We start from the raw sequence: 17,404 nt of genomic DNA, 5'->3' as shown, positions 1-17,404 counted from the left end.
ACCGCTCTCTTCCTGAGGCGTAAGAAAAGCCTCTTGTTAACGTGTGAATAACGCATCGTTCTTTGTAATTAGCGCTACTTGTTATGTTGATCAGTTAATGAAGAAAACCCACCAATCCCATACATTTAATTGTTAACAATAATTCAACAAGAGAAAGAAAACCGCGATCTGTATCTAGATTGCAGTTTTTTATGAATTCACGATTGCGTCATAACAAGCTGATTTCAAGCGATTAAAGGCTAGGTTATGCGAGCTTTTGAATAATGGCGGCAAAGTAGCTAAACATAGGGAGGGATGATGCGTCGCTTCGCTCCTTCCCTTCGGGCCATCGCCATTGGCGATGTTGTCTCGCGCTGCGCGCTCGACTCGAACCCACGAGGCTTCTCACCCTCCCAAGCTGCATTGAGGAGCTTTCAACTCAACATTTAACTGCGCTTAAACGACAAAAGCCCGCGTTAACACGCGGGCTTTCTAAATAATGGCGGTGAGGGAGGGATTCGAACCCTCGATACGTTGCCGTATACACACTTTCCAGGCGTGCTCCTTCAGCCACTCGGACACCTCACCATTGAAATCGAATTGTCTGCTTTTTTATCCATGTAGCTCATGTCTAACTACTCAATGGTGGCTGGGAGCACGCTTTGCGTGACTATCCTTTCGCTGCGCTGCTTAGCAGCCACTCGGACACCTCACCATTGAAATCGAATTGTCTGCTTTTTTATCCATGTAGCTCATGGCTGACTACTCAATGGTGGCTGGGAGCACGCTCTGCGTGACTATCCTTTCGCTGCGCGACTTAGCAGCCACTCGGACACCTCACCATTGAAACCGAATTGTCTGCTTTTTTATCCATGTAGCTCATGTCTAACTACTCAATGGTGGCTGGGAGCACGCTTTGCGTGACTATCCTTTCGCTGCGCTGCTTAGCAGCCACTCGGACACCTCACCATTGAAATCGAATTGTCTGCTTTTTTATCCATGTAGCTCATGCAAGGGCAATCCCTCAAGGCCGGCGTATATTAAGAAAAAGCCCTGATCAGGTCAATGATTTAGCCCTAAGAAATTTGTCTAAATGCGCTGTTCGAGCAAAATCCACTCAAAGTTAGCGATTTACCTGAAAGTTCAGCATTCGATTCAGCGGCACAAGCGCTTTTTGACGAATGTCTTCATCAACAAACACTTCTCTGCCGGTACCATCAAGCAAGGCTTCTTCGATCGCAACCAAGCCATTCATTGCCATCCATGGGCAATGAGCGCAGCTGCGACATGTTGCGCCCTGACCGCCGGTTGGTGCTTCAATAAAGTTCTTTTCAGGTGACAGCTGCTGCATCTTGTAGAAAATGCCGCGGTCTGTAGCAACAATAAAGGTGTCGTTATCCAACTCTTGGCTGGCTTTAATCAATTGGCTCGTTGAACCAACAGCATCGGCCATATCGACAACACTCTCTGGCGACTCTGGGTGGACCAGAATTGCAGCCTCAGGGTGTTCAATTTTCAACTGCCGTAACGCATTCGATTTGAATTCGTCATGGACGATACAAGCGCCTTGCCATAACAACATGTCAGCGCCAGTTTGTTTGGCAACATAACCACCCAAGTGCTTGTCTGGCGCCCATAGGATCTTCTCGCCTTCGGCATCAAGATGATCGACAACGTCCAGTGCAATACTCGACGTCACTACCCAATCAGCTCGGGCTTTCACTGCAGCCGATGTATTGGCATAAACCACTACAGTCCGGTCTGGGTGCTGATCGCAAAACTTACTGAACTCTTCAGCGTCACAACCAAGATCTAATGAACAAGTCGCCTCAAGCGTCGGCATGATGACTTTCTTCTCTGGCGTTAAGATCTTTGCCGTTTCACCCATGAAGCGGACACCAGCTACCAGCAACGTTGATGCTGGATGCTGATTACCAAAACGTGCCATTTCGAGCGAGTCGGCAACGCAGCCACCAGTCGCCTCTGCCAGCGCCTGAATATCATCGTCGGTGTAGTAGTGAGCGACCAACACCGCATCTTTCTCAACGAGCAATTTTTTAATGCGCTCAATGGCGGCTTCACGCTCGTCCTCAGCCAAACGCTTCGGCTTTGGCGGGAATGGAAAAGTTGGCGACAACACGTCTAACACGTCACTCATGGCGAACTCCGGCAACAACGGACAGTGGTTGGAATAATTTTAAGCGCAGGGATTATACGCGAAAAATGACGAAATAAATAATGCCAATCTAGCCAGACATAGATTGCTTCTAGGCTTCAGTCGGCTGGTTGAATTTGTAGCGCATTGGTCGGGCACGGATGAATGCAGGCTCCGCAACCGGTGCACGCTTCAAGGATAAGCTCGGGAGTAAATTGGCCGCCAATTTTTGGCTGAAAGCGAATCGCACTATCCGCACAATATTCGCCACAACTGCGACATGCTACCCCTTGGAAAGGCAAGCAGGCCTGCTCATTTAATGTCAGCTGCCAACGCCACACCGGCTCGTTGGCGGCGTTCAGCGCATCATCTTGGCAAGCTTCGACACATTTGTTGCAAAGCTCGCATTCTTTGGCGCCTGCGCCAAAATCAATTTCAGGGAAGCCGCCAGAACCTTTGACGATAATATTGGTGGGGCAGACAGCAATGCACTTTTCACAGCGGGTGCATGTTTCGGTGAATTGGCTTTCTGCCAGCGCATGAGGTGGCCGCACCACCAATGGCGCGTTAGCTTTACCGCGAAACAGAGCCCGCTTGGCTCTATCAGTGGCCAAAACTAACCGCCAATCGAGGCCAAATGCCTTGTCGAGCCAACCTGGTGCTCAGGTAAATAATGGCTGGCGTGCTTTTCTACCAGTAATTCTTGCAAACGATTTTTCAGTAGCGGCAGATCCGCATCCGATTGCATCAGGTGGCGCACACTCAGGCCGCTTTCGGTAAATAAGCACAAATGTAAGTCGCCGCGCGAAGACATTCTCAAACGATTGCAGCTGGCGCAGAAATCTTTGCTATACGGCATGATCACGCCAACCCGTCCTTGCCAGTCTGGATGGCCGTACTCTTGCGCAGGACCAGCAGAAATGCTCCGTTCTATCCGTTGCCACCCTTGGCGAATAAGGGCATCAACAATTTCCTGACCAGAGCTGTGATGATTGCGGAAAAATTCACGATTATCGCCAGTTTCCATCAATTCAATGAAGCGCAAACAAATGTCTTTGTCTTTTAACCAATCGATATAACTTTCAAGTTCATGGGCATTAATGCCCTTCATCCGCACGGCATTGAGCTTAATCGAGTCGAAGTCCATTCGTTGGGCCTGATCAACGGCATCGAGAATATCGGTTAATGAGTTGTGGCCCGTGATTTGGTGAAAGACGTGTGGATTGAGGCTATCGACGCTGACGTTAATGGCGTTGAGGCCGGCCGATTGCCAGTTGGCCAAGTGGCGCGCCATCTTATGACCATTGGTGGTCAGTGCGACTTTCCGGATGCCCGGCGTGTTGGCGCACTGCTCAATGATTTGTGGCAGGTCTTTTCTCAGTGTCGGCTCGCCACCGGTGACGCGGATCTTTTCCACCCCCAGCTCGGCAAAAGCACGAACCACGCGGCGAATTTCATCGAGGTTGAGAAAGTTACGATCGCCATCGCACTGATAACCATCAGGCAGGCAATAGTTGCAACTGAAGTTGCATACATCGGTTATCGACAGCCGCACATAGTGGAACTGCCGACCAAAAGCATCGGATAGTGACATCTTACCCCTTTCCAAGCACGGGAGGCTGAGCCTTTTCAAGCACAACCCGGAGACTCTCGGTCTCGGCTACGTCACCATGTCATTTGCAAACCATATCATTGGCATTAAATGGCTTAGGTCACGAAGCTTCGGAGTGAACTAATTGTTGCTTGAGTTTAGCGCGAAGAAACGAGGAAGTAAAAGTGGTGGGTTGTGCAGGATTCGAACCTGCGACCAATTGATTAAAAGTCAACTGCTCTACCAACTGAGCTAACAACCCGTATTGAGTTGCGAAAGTGGTGGGTTGTGCAGGATTCGAACCTGCGACCAATTGATTAAAAGTCAACTGCTCTACCAACTGAGCTAACAACCCGTATTTCGCTGTCATCAAGTTGCAAGAACAACTTGATAGTTTGCAGGTGAGATGAAGTAAGTGGTGGGTTGTGCAGGATTCGAACCTGCGACCAATTGATTAAAAGTCAACTGCTCTACCAACTGAGCTAACAACCCATCTGAACTTGCGCACCGGCCTGCGTTGATAAAGAGTAGACCCTATCCTCCGGCGCGGCGCATATAATACTTAAAAGACGGGCAGTTGCAACAGAAAAATGCAATCTTTTCGCCGGTCGGCCAATCCTCAGCCAGCTTGGTCAATTTTTATTCCAGAAAGAAACCAGCTACAAGCATAAAAAAGCCGCCGACTTTCTGTCGACGGCTACTGGTTCAACTAGCGATTAAAGCTTGCCTTTGGCGAGCTGCGCTACGTTTGAGCTTGGATACTCATTGATCACTTGCTGATAGCGTTTTTTGGCTTCTGCTGCATCGCCTTGCTTATCGGCAATTAAACCGAGTTTAAAGATCGATTCAGCCCGCTTTGATGACTTCGGATACTTATTCACCACAGTCAAAAACGATTGCTTAGCATCCACTAAATTGGAATCACGATACTTCAGCTGCGCTTGCCAGTAATAGGCATTTGCAACGTAATTGGACGTTGGATAATCGCGGATAAAGTCCGAAAAAGCGGTAGCTGCCTCGTCGAAACGCTTACCCTTGAGCAGCCCAAACGCCGCCTCATAGGCAACATTTGCCGTCACCTCTGCGGTTGACTGTGGCGTCACTGGCGCAACTGTGGTCGGCGCAGTCGGTTCCGGAGCCTGACTAGCTCCGCCCAAACGGCGTTCAATGTCTTGGTATAAATCACGTTGGCGAGCAAGGATCTGCTCAAGCTGATGGCCGTGAAGCTCAATAGAGCCACGCAGCTGCCCTACCTCGTATTCCAGATCAGACAATTGCTGTTGCATTTCAACCTGGACCTGATTGCGAGATTCAAGCATGCGCTCAAGACGATCAACACGCTCTTCTATCGAATTGCCACTGGCTTCGCGAACTGGTGCAGCAGCAAAAGCCGCTCCCGTGAGGGTAGCGGCTAACACAACAATATGTCGTTTCATGGCTTAACTGATTAGTAAACTAAAACAGCGCGGCGGTTTTTCGCCCAGGCTTCTTCTGAGTGACCAGAAACCAGTGGCATTTCTTCGCCGTACGATACAGTGCTGATTTGGCTGGCCATTACGCCGAGGCTCATCAGGTACTTAGATACTGCTTTGGCACGACGCTCGCCCAAAGCGATGTTGTACTCTGGGGTACCACGCTCATCAGCATGACCTTCAACGCGTACTGCAACGTTCGGGTTCTTAACCAAGTAGTCAGCGTGTGCAGCCAACAATTCGGCAAACTCGCCGCGAACATCAGAACGGTCGAAGTCGAAGTAGATGATGTGCTCTTTACGCAACTCAGCATACTTCTGCATACGTTCTTCTTCAGGCGTCAACACTGGAGCAACAGCTGAGCTGATCGCAGAATCTTCTGCACCAGTGCCAGCAGAGCCGCTAGCGGCGTCATCAGTAGTGCTACAAGCTGCCAAGAACATCATCGGCAGCGCCATCACTAGGCCTTTAGTCAACGGTTTCAATTGCATTGCCACTTTCCTTTTCAATCGATATTTTCAAATACTTATTACTGCAGGAACGGTGACCAAGCCGGAGCTTTGACCTGTCCGTTCACAGCAGGGAGTCGTGCTTTAAAGCGACCGTCCATGGAAACCAAAGCAAGCGCTTGTTTGTTGCCATGCACGGTACTGTAAATAATCATTCCCCCATTGGGAGCAATACTGGGCGATTCATCCAACCGGGTACTGGTTAATACTTGTAGTAATCCTGTTTGCAAATCTTGTCTGGCAATGTGGTAATTGCCGCGGTTCCGGTTTACCAAAACCATTTGCTTACCGTCGGGAGAGACTGCACCACCAAGGTTCATATCGCCCTCAAAAGTAAGCCTTTTTATTTTGCCCGACGCTAACTCTACGCGATAAAGTTGCGCATTACCACCCCGCTCAGAGGTGAATACCAAACTGCCGCCATCCGGCACCCAATAAGGCTCGGTGTCAATGCTACGACTGCGGGTAACCCGTTTCAATTGGCCACTAGCGATATCCATCACATAAATGTCTGGATTGCCATCTTTTGACAATACCATTGCCATCCGTTTACCGTCTGGCGAGAACCGCGGGGCGCCATTAATGCCGGGGAAATCGGTAAGTAATCGGCGCTGGCCAGTGTATAGATCTTGAATGTAAAGCTGCGCTTTGTGCTTTTCGAATGACACATAAGCCAACTGCCGACCATCTGGCGACCAGGCGGGCGACATCAAGGGTTTAGTCGAGCGCAATAAGTTGAGCTCGTTATAACCATCATAGTCGGCCACCATTAACTTGTATGGGTGACTGTCATCGTTATCAACCACGACGTAGGCAATACGAGTCAAAAAGGCGCCACGTTCACCGGTTAAGCGTTCGTAAATAATGTCACTGATGCGGTGAGCATACTGACGCAATTGGGCGCCTTTCACGACACTGCGGCGACCATCGAGAATGAATGACTGGCTAGAGATAATGGAGCCGTCGGCAGCGACCGCGACATCGCCTTTCGACATTTGTCCTTGCAGCACATCCAGTAACTCAAAGCTCACTTGATAACGATCATCACCAATAAAGGTAATAGAGCCGGTTACTACAGCTTCGACGCCCAAGTTCGCCCATTTATCAAAGTTCACTTGTGATGACTGACTTGGCCGCTCTGGCATCGCCTGCACAGCCAACGGGTTGAATTTACCGCTGCGACGTAAGTCGGAAGAGACAATGGTGGCAACATCGTGTGGCAAATTGGGCTGGCCCTGATAACTGAATGGCACAATTGCAATAGGGCGGGCATTATCAATGCCCTCAGTAATGACAATTTCTAAGGCAGCTTGCGATGGCGCAGCTGCGATCAGAACCACCACACAAGTCAAGCTCTTAAGTAAGCGTTTGAACAGAGTACTCATTAAAGATTCGGCTCCACAGTCAGTCGAATTTCTCGCATTTTTTGGTTTACTTCCGGGTCAGCAGACATCGGTAATGTGCCCGCTTTCAGCACCGCATTGCGGGCAGAAGAGCACACCACAGGATCACCAACACCATTATCAACAGAGGTCACAAAGCCATCGCGCGCTAGTCGAATAGTAAGCTGACATTGTTTACCGGCCATGCTGCTATCAACTAGCCAATTACGCTGGATAGTGGCGCGAATCAAGGCAGTGAACTTATCAATTTCCGATAGGATTTGCGCTTGCCGTTGCTGGCCAATTTGCTGGTTTTCAGCCTCCAGCTCTTGTTGCATCAGTCGCTCTAACTCGGCTTGCTCTCGCGCCTCACGCTCTTTGCGTTTGCGTTCTTCTTCCTTACGACGACGCTCCGCTTCTTCTTTCTCGCGCTTTTTCTTCGCTTCGGCAGCGGCTTTTTCCGCGGCCTTGCGTTCAGCTTCTTTGCGCTTCCGCTCGGCTTCGGCCTTGCGTGCTTTTTCAGCCTCTAGCTTTTGCTTTTTCTTCGCTTCGGCAGCAGCTTTATCAGCCGCTTTTTTCTCTTGTTCTTTACGCTTGCGTTCGGTTTCGAGCTTTTTCAGGCGATTTTGTTCGGCCTTGCGTTTGTTCTCAACTTCTTTGAGTTTGCGCTCAAGCTCCTCGATGCGCTTTTTCTCGGCCAACCGCTTCCTTTCTTTATCGGCTTTGATGCGCTTAACCTGCTCATCAATTTTGCTTTGATCAACGGTGACGGCTTGAATCGGCTGACCTTGCGGTTTGGGCTGGATCTTTGGCTTCGGTGTAGTGCTCATCGAGATCGACAGCAACACTACCAAAGCGATGTGAACCACTATCGAGATGCCAATGTATATACTGAATGGGCCTAATTTCACGGAACTACCCTGCTACTCGGTATCTTCGGTCATCAGACCGACAGCCGGCACACCGTGATTTTGCAGTGTCACCATCAGATTAATCACCACCTCATACGGCACTCGACGATCCCCTTTGACCACCACCGGCGTATCAGGCGCAATCACTAATTGCGCGGCTACGATTTCCGCTAACTCATCCAGCTCTCGCGGCGTGTTGTCATCGTCATCACCAATGGACACATAGTAGTTACCATCAGCGTCCACTGACGCAACCAAAGGCGGATTAGTATCCGTCGACAACGGTTCGGCCTCGCCCTGCGGCAAGTCAACTTTCACCCCTTGGGTGATCAAAGGCGCCGTGACCATGAAAATAATCAGCAGCACCAGCATGACATCAATGTAGGGAACCACATTAATGTCAGCGACTTTACGACGGCGCTTACGCTCAAATGACATGGTTAGGACTCTTTTTGCTCTTCAGAGACAGTCTGGCGTTGCAAAATGGAAAGAAACTCATCAGCAAAGTTGATGTAAGCATTTTCCAGTTTTTCAACCCGAGTAGAAAAACGGTTGTAGGCAATCACCGCTGGAATTGCCGCAAACAAGCCCATGGCCGTTGCGATCAGTGCTTCAGCAATACCTGGGGCAACCATTTGCAGCGTTGCTTGTTTAACCGCACCGAGCGCGATAAAGGCGTTCATGATCCCCCAGACGGTGCCGAACAAGCCAATATATGGGCTAGTCGAGCCGACAGTTGCCAAAAACGGCAAGTGTGTTTCGAGGTTATCGACTTCACGTGACAAGGCCACCCGCATGGCGCGGCGCGTGCCTTCAAGTGATTGTGCCGAGTCACGGTTGCCATTGCGGCGCAAGCGAATGAATTCTTTAAACCCTGAATGGAATATTTTTTCCAGACCAAAAGTATCTGAGCGCACACTGACTTCTTGATATAGCCGATTCAGATCCAGCCCAGACCAGAACTTATCTTCAAATTGGCCTAAGCGCTTTTGAGCATTATTGAGCATTTTGCTGCGTTGAAAAATCATCGCCCAAGACACTACGGAGAGCAGCAACAGCGTAAGCATGACCAGCTTGACCAGTAAGCTTGCTTCTAAAAACAGACCGATGAGAGAAATTTCAGCCGACACGTGTCAGCACCTCCATAATGGGTTTTGGTATGGCAACGGGTTTATTGCGGGTCAAATCTACACAGGCTAGGGTCACTTGACCAGAGACAAACTGTTGATTTTGATCAGAACTGCAAACCGTTTGTGCAATGGTTAAGCTAGCTTTGCGCAGATTAGTCAGCTCACAGCTAACATTGAGCGATGCATTGAAGCGTGCAGAGGCAAGGTAATTGATATCAACATGGCGCACAACAAAGGCAATCCCTTCATCGAGATAGCTATCTTGTTCAATACCCAAATGACGGAGCCATTCGGTTCTGGCTCGTTCCATAAATTTGAGATAGTTGGCGTAGTAGACCACACCACCGGCATCCGTATCTTCGTAGTAAACGCGTACAGGCCAGTTAAATGATTCTGTTGTCACGGCTTACCTGCCAGAGCATCCAGTTTATTTAGCGCACAAGAGTTTGAGTGCCTCACTATACAGAAAGTTTCCAGCAAATTTAACTTTCGCCAATAGCTGCCAACAATTCTACAAATGCGCCCTTGAATTGCATTACTATGGTTAACCTTGAGTAAAAACCGAATATTCATTCAAGAAACGCGAATAAATCAACAAATCCCGCGCCAGCGAGGTTTAACAAAATATTCACAAATAAAAATAAAAACTGAAAAAATAGAAGTGACATTAGTTTTATTAATGATGAGTCTCAAATTATCTCGTTTGAGATAAAACCGATCTAACAATAATATGCTCCCCATCGAAGCAACAGTTAGCGCTGTGTTCGAGTAAGCGTTTTATGACCATTAAGTTTTTAGTACGGACTTGGTGGTTACTACGGATAGTTCCCTGATTTATTTTCTTTCCTGAAGCATAAATGCTGCCCGCGAATTTCGCGGGCTTTTTTTTGCCTTGATTTTACTGATCGAGAGACGGATGGATACGTGAGAAGTGTTGATAGGCCCGCTCGGTCGCGATACGGCCACGAGGCGTACGCTGAATAAAGCCTTGCTGAATCAGATAAGGTTCAAGCACATCTTCAATGGTATCGCGCTCTTCACCAATAGCTGCTGCCAAGTTGTCCAAGCCAACCGGCCCACCACTGAATTTATCGATAATCGCCAGTAACAATTTACGGTCCATGAAATCAAAGCCACGCGGATCAACATCAAGTAAGTCCAGCGCTTTGTTTGCCACGTCTTGGTCAGCCTGGCCATCGTGCCGGACATCAGCAAAATCTCGCACCCGACGAAGCAAGCGATTAGCGATCCTTGGTGTGCCGCGCGAACGTTTGGCAATTTCTTCGGCGCCGGTTAATGACAAATTCATGCTGAGATAGCCAGCTGAGCGCTCAACGATATTGGTTAAATCGGCGGTATTGTAAAACTCCAAGCGCTGCACAATGCCAAAGCGATCACGCAGTGGCGAAGTCAATGATCCCGCACGAGTGGTGGCGCCAATCAGAGTAAAAGGGGGTAAATCCAGTTTGATCGAGCGAGCCGCCGGCCCTTCGCCGATCATAATATCCAGCTGATAATCTTCCATGGCCGGATACAACACTTCCTCAACAGCTGGGTTTAAGCGATGGATCTCATCAATAAACAGCACATCATTGGCTTCAAGGTTAGTCAGCATGGCAGCTAAATCGCCTGCTTTTTCCAACACAGGTCCAGAAGTTTGTCGCATGTTGACGCCCATTTCATTGGCAACAATATGGGCTAGTGTGGTTTTACCTAAACCGGGTGGGCCAAAGATCAGTAAGTGATCGAGCGCATCTTGGCGCTTGCGCGCCGCTTCGATAAAGATGTCCATTTGCTCGCGAACATGAGGTTGGCCCTCATACTCAGCCAATGTTTTAGGCCGTATTGCCCGCTCGATGGCATCGTCTTCTCGGGTCGCTTCGGCTTGAATCAGTCGATCCGCTTCAATCATGGCTCACGATCCTTACATCATGGACTTTAACGCGTCACGGATCAGATCTTCTGAACTCATGCCGTCTTTGGCTATTTTAGTCACCGCTTGCTTGGCTTGATTGTGTTTGTAACCCAATGCTTCCAAAGCACTAATGGCATCGGCTTTAGCATCAACCGGCATTGCAACTGCTGCACTTGGCTCCACCGTCGGCATTGCCAAAACCTCAGTTTCACCACCGTGCCAGTCTTTGAGTTTGTCACGCATCTCAATCAGTAACCGTTCGGCTGTTTTCTTGCCAATCCCCGGCAACTTGGTCAATGCTGTGACATCGTCTAAATTGACGCACCGAACAAACTGTTCTGCCGTCATGCCACTGAGGATTGCTAAACCCAGTTTAGGTCCAACACCGTTGGTCTTAATGAGCTCTCGAAATAATGCGCGCTCTGATTTAGAACCAAAGCCAAACAGCAATTGAGCGTCCTCTCGCACCACCAAGTGGGTATAGATAGTGGCGGCTTGGCCAATTTCAGGCAGATTAAAGAAGCTGCTCATCGGCATTTGTACTTCATAACCGACGCCACCGACATCCAATAAAACTTCTGGCGGTTGTTTGTCGGCGATTTCGCCCCGTAAACGTCCAATCACGTGTTTGATTCCATCAATAGCTTTGATGAGCCCGAGGTTAACAAAGATTGGTTGTCTTGAGTAGATTTCACTGTAAAAAAATACAGTGGTGCATTTGGGTTATTGAACATCATGTCCGCAATAGCAAATTATAAATTGCATTCCACTGACAACAATGGCCTAGCATCTGCAATGAGTCATCACTAATCATCCCAGCTAACACATAGCCGTTACTACTTAAGACAACATAAATCATTTTTATCAGTGAGTTAGCTGCAATCAAATAGTCTCAAGCAAGAGTAAAAAAGGAACCAGTTATGACAATGCACTGCTACCAATGTGAGGAAACCAACAATGGCGAGGCTTGCACCACCAAAGGTTTGTGCGGCAAATCCGTCAGTACTGCCAAGCTGCAAGATCAGCTTATCGAAGCCGCATCGCAACTGGCCTACGCGACGCTGGAAATCGGCGACTGCCCGAAGGTTGACGATCTGATCCGTACCGCTCTGTTTGCCACCATCACCAACGTCAACTTTGACAATCAAAGTTTGCGTCAATTGTTCACTTGCATGACCAATGAAATTGAACGCTACACGCCAGATGCAATCCCGAGTGTGATCCGCACCGACATTCTCAAGTCAGCAGGGGTGTTGACCATGCACAACCCAGATCGCCGCTCGGCCAAAGAATTGCTGATTTATGGCGTCAAGGGGATTGCCGCCTATGCCGAACACGCCGCTCAGTTGGGTTATCGCGATCCTTCGGTAGATCAGTTTATTCGCCAGGTGATGGCGGCTTTAACCACTCCGTTGCGGTTTAGTGATTTGATGGATTGGATCGTTAAAGCCGGCGAGGTATCGGTCGCTACCATGGCACTGCTCGATAAGGCCCACAGGGAATGTTATGGCTCACCGGAAATTTCCGAAGTAAGCCTCGAAGCTGGCTCTGTTCCGGGTATTTTAATTTCCGGTCACGACTTGAAGGATTTGGCCCAATTACTTGAACAGACCAAGGATTCGGGTATCGATATCTACACTCATGGTGAAATGTTACCGGCCCACTATTACCCCTACTTCAAACAATACTCCCACCTCAAGGGCAACTACGGCGGCGCATGGTGGCAACAAGAGCAGGATTTTAGCGCCTTTAACGGGCCTATTTTGATGACGACCAATTGCTTGGTACCACCACAAGAGAGTTATGAAGACAGATTGTTTACCACCGGCCCAGTGCGCCATTCTGGCCTGACTCATATCGAGACGAATCCTGCTGGCGACAAAGATTTTTCCGCACTGATTGATTTGGCTCATCAATGCCCTGCTCCAGAGCCATTGGAAACAGGCCATATTGTCGGAGGCTTTGGCCATGACCAAGTGATGGCATTGGCCGATCAAGTGGTTGAAGCGGTGCAAGCGGGGGCCATCAAGCGATTTGTGGTGATGGCGGGTTGCGATGGACGCTCAGATGAGCGCCAATACTACACCCAAGTTGCCGAGCAATTGCCGCAAGATGCCGTCATCCTAACCGCTGGTTGTGCAAAGTTTCGCTATAACAAGCTGGATTTAGGCACGATTAATGGTATTCCTCGGGTGCTTGATGCGGGTCAGTGCAACGATTGCTACTCGCTTGCGGTCATCGCACTGAAGTTACAAGAGGCATTTGCGGTTGATTCGCTCAATGATTTGCCGTTGTCATTTGATGTCGCTTGGTATGAGCAAAAAGCGGTGGCGGTGTTACTGGCTTTACTGCATTTGGGCGTTAAAGGGATTCGCCTTGGCCCCAACTTACCGGCGTTTGTCACCGGTAAAGTTGCCGATATCTTGCTCAATGGCTTTGAACTGAAAGGCATTGGCAGCCCTGAACAAGATGTCGAAGCGATGATGCTGGGACGATGATCTCAGGACAGTGATTTTTTCCCTCAGGAAACGTCAGCGCCAACGGCCGCGGCGGGTACCCGTGGTCGTCCCTGCCATGGCAATTAAACTCTGCTGCGTGTGCGCATGACAAATGGCCACACCAAGGGCATCAGCTGCGTCGGCTTGCGGCGCTGCGGGTAGCTTTAACATATGCGAAACCATGGCCTGCACTTGGGGTTTATCGGCCGCGCCGGTGCCAACCACGGCTTGTTTAATTTCACGCGCGGCGTATTCGGCCACAGGCAAACCTTGGCATGCCGCAGCGACAATTGCCGCGCCCCTGGCTTGCCCTAGCTTCAGTGCCGAGTCGGCATTACGCGCCATAAACACGCGTTCAATCGCAAACTGTTCGGGCTGAAACTGAACAATCAATTCGCGCACGCCATCGTGAATTTGCCGTAATTTTTCAGCTAACTCGCCTTCCGAGGTGCGAATACAACCACTGCCGAGATAGTCGAGTTTGCGACCCTGCGCGCGGATCACACCATAGCCGGTGATACGAGAACCAGGATCGATACCAAGAATGACTGCCAAAAATCTGCCTTCTTATAAAAACTGCCAGCTCAATTGATTGCGCCGGTCTGAATGGAGGATGACTGATGCGATTTCAGACTATCGACCGCATGGATGCGGTCGCTAAGCCTCCACGGATGGATTTACGGCGCGTCTTAAATTGCATTAGCTTCCTGCATTCTTCAGGACACTGATGCCCCCTGAGCCAATCGAGTTTAATGCGCCGATTAGTATCAATCTAACTCAGCCATGACGTCATCGGAGATATCGCCATTGTGATACACCTCTTGGACATCGTCATCATCTTCCAAGGTATCGATCAAACGGAGAAACTTCTTCGCCGTATCGAGGTCCAGTTCAGCTTTTGTCGATGGTACTTGAGTCACTTCAGCATTCAGCGCTTCGAAGCCTGCAGCATCAAGGGCATCTTTAACATCACCAAACTCTTCCGGTGTGGTAACTACTTCAAAGCTACCATCGTCATTGGTCAGCACGTCTTCCGCGCCACCTTCCAAAGCGGCATCCATCAGCGCATCTTCATCTTCTGACTTGCCGTAGCTAATAACACCTTGTTTACTGAATAAGTAAGCAACTGAGCCATCGGTGCCAAGGTTGCCACCTGACTTAGTAAAGGCAGAGCGCACCGAGCTGACGGTTCGATTACGGTTATCGGTCATGGTTTCAACCATAACCGCCGTGCCGCCGGGGCCATAGCCTTCGTAAACCACGGTTTCTAGTTCGACACCATCAAGCTCGCCTGCGCCACGTTTAACCGCACGATCAACGGTATCGCGAGTCATGTTGTTCGATAACGCTTTGTCGATTGCCGCTCGTAAGCGAGGATTTGAATCTGGGTCGGAGCCGCCTTCTCGCGCAGATACCGTGAGCTCACGAATCAATTTAGTGAAAAGCTTGCCGCGCTTGGCATCCTGCGCCGCTTTACGATGTTTGATGTTGGACCATTTACTGTGACCAGCCATTTGTTACTCCTTGCATGCTGTTACTCAATGGCACTGTGTTTTTTTCAGACTGCTACTGCTCGGCCCCTGTCATCAACAATCGCAATGCTTGCTGATTACTGGGTGAGCTCAAACGGGTTAACGCCTGACGCCATGGCAGCCAGTCAAACTTCAGGTGTTCTTCAGGAGCCAATTGAATCGGTGTCGGAGATGGCAGCGTTAAACTAAACCAGTGCTCGGTGTTAGTAGTGCAGCCATCGGCATAGCGATGACGCCATTGAGGACGAATGGTATAGCAAACTTGCCGATTCATGTTGGACCAAACTCCCATTTGTGGAGTCAGCCCTGTTTCTTCGGCAAGCTCACGAATTGCTGCGGGCTCAGGCAGTTCATGCCACTCCAAACTGCCCGTCACTGACTGCCAGAAGTTAGCGTCATCCGCCCGTTGCATCACTAGGGCGTGACCGGTTTGGCTGGTGATCACCACCAACACTGACACCGGTCGTTTAGCGATAGTCATTGCGACCTAACTCGCTATAGCCTTTTGCTTCGCTATATCTGGCGACAATTATGCGTCGTCTTCTTTTGCTTCAACTTGGGTAGTAATGCCCAGTTCGGCTAATGCCGCAGGGTTGGCGACACTTGGCGCATCCGTCAACGGGCAAGCAGCAGTGGTGGTTTTCGGGAATGCCATTACGTCACGAATCGAAGTGGCGCCTGTCATTAGCATGATCAAGCGGTCAAGACCAAAAGCTAAGCCGGCATGTGGTGGCGCACCGAACTGCAGCGCGTCGAGCAAGAAGCCAAACTTCTCACGAGCTTCTTCATCGCTAATGCCTAATACGCGGAAGGCCGCAGCTTGCATCGCTTGGTCGTGAATACGAACCGAACCACCGCCTAACTCAACACCATTCAACACCATATCATAGGCATCCGATAGCGCATTAGCAGGGTCAGCTTCTAGCTGCTCTGGCGTTACCCCAACTGGAGCAGTAAATGGATGGTGAATGGCAGCTAAACCGCCGTCGTGCTTTTCGAACATTGGGAAATCAACCACCCAAAGCGGCTTCCAGCAATCTTCTACCAGTTCAAAATCTTCGCCTAACTTCAAACGCAACGCGCCCATGGCTTCCGCCACGACGGTTTCGTTATCAGCACCGAACAACAGGATGTCACCGTCAGCCGCTTCAGTGCGAGCAATCAATTGCGCAATGATGTCTTCGTTGAGGAACTTGGCAATTGGCGACTGCACATCACCGGCAGCGGCGCCGTTAATCTTCATCCACGCCAGACCTTTGGCACCATAAATGCCAACGTACTTGCCGTATTCGTCAATTTGCTTGCGCGACAAGCTTGCACCGCCAGGCACGCGAATCACCGCGACGCGACCTTCAGGATCGTTGGCAGGGCCAGAGAATACTTTGAATTCAACCTCTTTGAGCAAGTCCGCAACGTCGACCAGCTCCAGCGGGTTACGCAAATCTGGCTTGTCCGAGCCAAAGCGGCGCATCGCTTCGGAGTATGGCATCGATGGGAACTCACCCAAATCGACGTCCAGCAATTGTTTGAACAAATCGCGGATCATTTCTTCAGTTTTGGCCATCACTTCGGCCGACGTCATGAACGAGGTTTCGATATCAATCTGAGTAAATTCAGGCTGGCGATCGGCACGCAAGTCTTCATCACGGAAGCACTTAACGATTTGGTAATAACGGTCGAAACCCGACATCATCAGTAGCTGTTTGAACAACTGAGGTGATTGCGGCAAGGCAAAGAACTTGCCTTTGTGAGTGCGGCTTGGCACCAAGTAGTCGCGGGCACCTTCAGGTGTTGCAGCGGTTAGGATTGGGGTTTCAATATCGAGAAAGCCATTGTCATCCAAGAAGCGGCGAACGGCGCTAGTGACTTTAGAGCGGAACTTGATGCGATCGCTCATAACTGGGCGACGCAAGTCTAAGTAGCGATACTTGAGGCGCTGCTCTTCTGAGTTTTCTTGGTTGGAATCAAGCGCTAGCGGCGCGCTGGCATTCAAAATCGTCAGTTCAGTAGCAATCAGCTCAACTTCACCGGTTGCCATTTGTTTATTGATTTGGCTTTCTGGACGAGCACGCACTTGACCGGTGAGCTGGACACAGTATTCGTTGCGCAGAGAGTTGGCGACTTCGAACACGTCTTTGTTGTCAGGGTCAAATACGACCTGAACAATGCCTTCACGATCGCGCAAGTCAACGAAGATCAGGCCACCTAAGTCGCGGCGTTTGTTTACCCAGCCACACAAAGTGACGGATTGCTCAACATGTTCAAGATTAACCTGACCGCAATAAACTGTGCGCATCTGTATCCCTTATATTTTGTTACTTAGCATGATG

The 17,404-nt window shown here is 49.7% G+C and carries 17 protein-coding genes, 4 tRNA genes, 1 other RNA gene and 1 riboswitch; of the genes, 1 reads left to right on the top strand and 21 read right to left on the bottom strand.

All coding sequences use genetic code 11. The annotated features are described in order from the left end of the window. Positions 1-278: 278 nt before the first annotated feature. The 17 genes from IC617_RS02425 to ruvA form a co-directional block, all read right to left on the bottom strand. A non-coding RNA gene (locus tag IC617_RS02425) (RtT sRNA) lies at positions 279-408 on the bottom strand. A gap of 71 nt (positions 409-479) precedes the next feature. Continuing rightward, positions 480-567 (bottom strand) — tRNA-Ser (locus IC617_RS02420). Positions 568-1,102: 535 nt separating this feature from the next. Then, on the bottom strand, positions 1,103-2,137 hold the full coding sequence (nadA, locus tag IC617_RS02415; RefSeq protein WP_191143393.1) for a quinolinate synthase NadA: 1,035 nt from the start codon (positions 2,135-2,137) through the stop codon (positions 1,103-1,105). A gap of 116 nt (positions 2,138-2,253) precedes the next feature. Continuing rightward, on the bottom strand, positions 2,254-2,748 hold the full coding sequence (gene napF / locus IC617_RS02410; protein ID WP_224745738.1) for a ferredoxin-type protein NapF: 495 nt from the start codon (positions 2,746-2,748) through the stop codon (positions 2,254-2,256). A 2-nt stretch (positions 2,749-2,750) separates the two neighbouring features. Continuing rightward, the gene (moaA, locus tag IC617_RS02405) at positions 2,751-3,728 is read right to left on the bottom strand and encodes a GTP 3',8-cyclase MoaA (RefSeq protein ID WP_191143392.1); all 978 of its coding nucleotides are present in this window, start codon (positions 3,726-3,728) and stop codon (positions 2,751-2,753) included. Next, positions 3,717-3,874: riboswitch (molybdenum cofactor riboswitch) on the bottom strand. It overlaps the preceding gene by 12 nt. Before the next feature lie 37 nt (positions 3,875-3,911). Beyond that, positions 3,912-3,987, bottom strand: a tRNA-Lys gene (locus IC617_RS02400). A 17-nt stretch (positions 3,988-4,004) separates the two neighbouring features. Then, positions 4,005-4,080, bottom strand: a tRNA-Lys gene (locus IC617_RS02395). A gap of 61 nt (positions 4,081-4,141) precedes the next feature. Then, positions 4,142-4,217: transfer RNA gene (locus tag IC617_RS02390), tRNA-Lys, on the bottom strand. Positions 4,218-4,441: 224 nt separating this feature from the next. Continuing rightward, on the bottom strand, positions 4,442-5,161 hold the full coding sequence (ybgF, locus tag IC617_RS02385) for a tol-pal system protein YbgF (protein WP_191143391.1): 720 nt from the start codon (positions 5,159-5,161) through the stop codon (positions 4,442-4,444). 11 nt (positions 5,162-5,172) lie between these two features. Then, positions 5,173-5,688, bottom strand: a complete 516-nt coding sequence (gene pal, locus IC617_RS02380) for a peptidoglycan-associated lipoprotein Pal (protein ID WP_191143390.1) — start codon at positions 5,686-5,688, stop codon at positions 5,173-5,175. A gap of 38 nt (positions 5,689-5,726) precedes the next feature. Next, on the bottom strand, positions 5,727-7,091 hold the full coding sequence (tolB, locus tag IC617_RS02375) for a Tol-Pal system beta propeller repeat protein TolB (protein WP_191143389.1): 1,365 nt from the start codon (positions 7,089-7,091) through the stop codon (positions 5,727-5,729). Continuing rightward, entirely contained in the window at positions 7,091-7,999 is a 909-nt protein-coding gene (tolA, locus tag IC617_RS02370) for a cell envelope integrity protein TolA (protein ID WP_191143388.1), read from the bottom strand. Before tolA ends, tolB begins: the two co-directional genes overlap by 1 nt. 12 nt (positions 8,000-8,011) lie before the next feature. Next, complete coding sequence (gene tolR, locus IC617_RS02365) at positions 8,012-8,437, bottom strand: protein TolR (protein WP_087506894.1); 426 nt, start codon at positions 8,435-8,437, stop codon at positions 8,012-8,014. A gap of 2 nt (positions 8,438-8,439) precedes the next feature. Continuing rightward, entirely contained in the window at positions 8,440-9,129 is a 690-nt protein-coding gene (gene tolQ, locus IC617_RS02360) for a protein TolQ (protein ID WP_191143387.1), read from the bottom strand. After that, positions 9,119-9,532, bottom strand: coding sequence for a tol-pal system-associated acyl-CoA thioesterase (ybgC, locus tag IC617_RS02355; RefSeq protein ID WP_191143386.1), 414 nt, complete (start codon positions 9,530-9,532; stop codon positions 9,119-9,121). Before ybgC ends, tolQ begins: the two co-directional genes overlap by 11 nt. 495 nt (positions 9,533-10,027) lie before the next feature. Continuing rightward, positions 10,028-11,041, bottom strand: a complete 1,014-nt coding sequence (ruvB, locus tag IC617_RS02350) for a Holliday junction branch migration DNA helicase RuvB (protein WP_087506897.1) — start codon at positions 11,039-11,041, stop codon at positions 10,028-10,030. A gap of 12 nt (positions 11,042-11,053) precedes the next feature. Then, positions 11,054-11,668, bottom strand: a complete 615-nt coding sequence (gene ruvA, locus IC617_RS02345) for a Holliday junction branch migration protein RuvA (protein WP_191143385.1) — start codon at positions 11,666-11,668, stop codon at positions 11,054-11,056. 296 nt (positions 11,669-11,964) lie between these two features. On the opposite strand from ruvA, the gene hcp reads away from it, so the two are divergent. Beyond that, positions 11,965-13,542: a hydroxylamine reductase gene (gene hcp / locus IC617_RS02340; RefSeq protein WP_224745737.1), complete on the top strand. Its 1,578-nt coding sequence runs from the start codon at positions 11,965-11,967 to the stop codon at positions 13,540-13,542. A 33-nt stretch (positions 13,543-13,575) separates the two neighbouring features. On the opposite strand, the gene ruvC is transcribed toward hcp, so the two are convergent. The 4 genes from ruvC to aspS form a co-directional block, all read right to left on the bottom strand. Further along, the gene (gene ruvC / locus IC617_RS02335; protein WP_191143384.1) at positions 13,576-14,097 is read right to left on the bottom strand and encodes a crossover junction endodeoxyribonuclease RuvC; all 522 of its coding nucleotides are present in this window, start codon (positions 14,095-14,097) and stop codon (positions 13,576-13,578) included. A 212-nt stretch (positions 14,098-14,309) separates the two neighbouring features. Beyond that, positions 14,310-15,056 (bottom strand): YebC/PmpR family DNA-binding transcriptional regulator, encoded by a 747-nt coding sequence (locus tag IC617_RS02330; protein ID WP_191143383.1) that lies wholly within the window; start codon positions 15,054-15,056, stop codon positions 14,310-14,312. A gap of 52 nt (positions 15,057-15,108) precedes the next feature. Beyond that, the gene (gene nudB / locus IC617_RS02325; RefSeq protein WP_087506902.1) at positions 15,109-15,555 is read right to left on the bottom strand and encodes a dihydroneopterin triphosphate diphosphatase; all 447 of its coding nucleotides are present in this window, start codon (positions 15,553-15,555) and stop codon (positions 15,109-15,111) included. A 48-nt stretch (positions 15,556-15,603) separates the two neighbouring features. Continuing rightward, entirely contained in the window at positions 15,604-17,370 is a 1,767-nt protein-coding gene (gene aspS / locus IC617_RS02320) for an aspartate--tRNA ligase (protein WP_191143382.1), read from the bottom strand. Positions 17,371-17,404 lie beyond the last annotated feature (34 nt).

Source organism: Neiella litorisoli, assembly GCF_014773395.1.
GTDB classification, from domain to species: Bacteria; Pseudomonadota; Gammaproteobacteria; order Enterobacterales; family Neiellaceae; genus Neiella; species Neiella litorisoli.
This window is presented reverse-complemented; position numbering and strand designations above follow the sequence as displayed.

Bases quoted from the DNA above. Each gene is read 5' to 3' on its own strand.
- ybgF (WP_191143391.1), bottom strand. From the start codon at position 5,161: ATGAAACGACATATTGTTGTGTTAGCCGCTACCCTCACGGGAGCGGCT.
- nudB (WP_087506902.1), bottom strand. From the start codon at position 15,555: ATGACTATCGCTAAACGACCGGTGTCAGTGTTGGTGGTGATCACCAGC.
- moaA (WP_191143392.1), bottom strand. From the start codon at position 3,728: ATGTCACTATCCGATGCTTTTGGTCGGCAGTTCCACTATGTGCGGCTG.
- tolB (WP_191143389.1), bottom strand. From the start codon at position 7,091: ATGAGTACTCTGTTCAAACGCTTACTTAAGAGCTTGACTTGTGTGGTG.
- tolR (WP_087506894.1), bottom strand. From the start codon at position 8,437: ATGTCATTTGAGCGTAAGCGCCGTCGTAAAGTCGCTGACATTAATGTG.
- hcp (WP_224745737.1), top strand. From the start codon at position 11,965: ATGACAATGCACTGCTACCAATGTGAGGAAACCAACAATGGCGAGGCT.
- IC617_RS02330 (WP_191143383.1), bottom strand. From the start codon at position 15,056: ATGGCTGGTCACAGTAAATGGTCCAACATCAAACATCGTAAAGCGGCG.
- nadA (WP_191143393.1), bottom strand. From the start codon at position 2,137: ATGAGTGACGTGTTAGACGTGTTGTCGCCAACTTTTCCATTCCCGCCA.
- aspS (WP_191143382.1), bottom strand. From the start codon at position 17,370: ATGCGCACAGTTTATTGCGGTCAGGTTAATCTTGAACATGTTGAGCAA.
- ruvB (WP_087506897.1), bottom strand. From the start codon at position 11,041: ATGATTGAAGCGGATCGACTGATTCAAGCCGAAGCGACCCGAGAAGAC.
- pal (WP_191143390.1), bottom strand. From the start codon at position 5,688: ATGCAATTGAAACCGTTGACTAAAGGCCTAGTGATGGCGCTGCCGATG.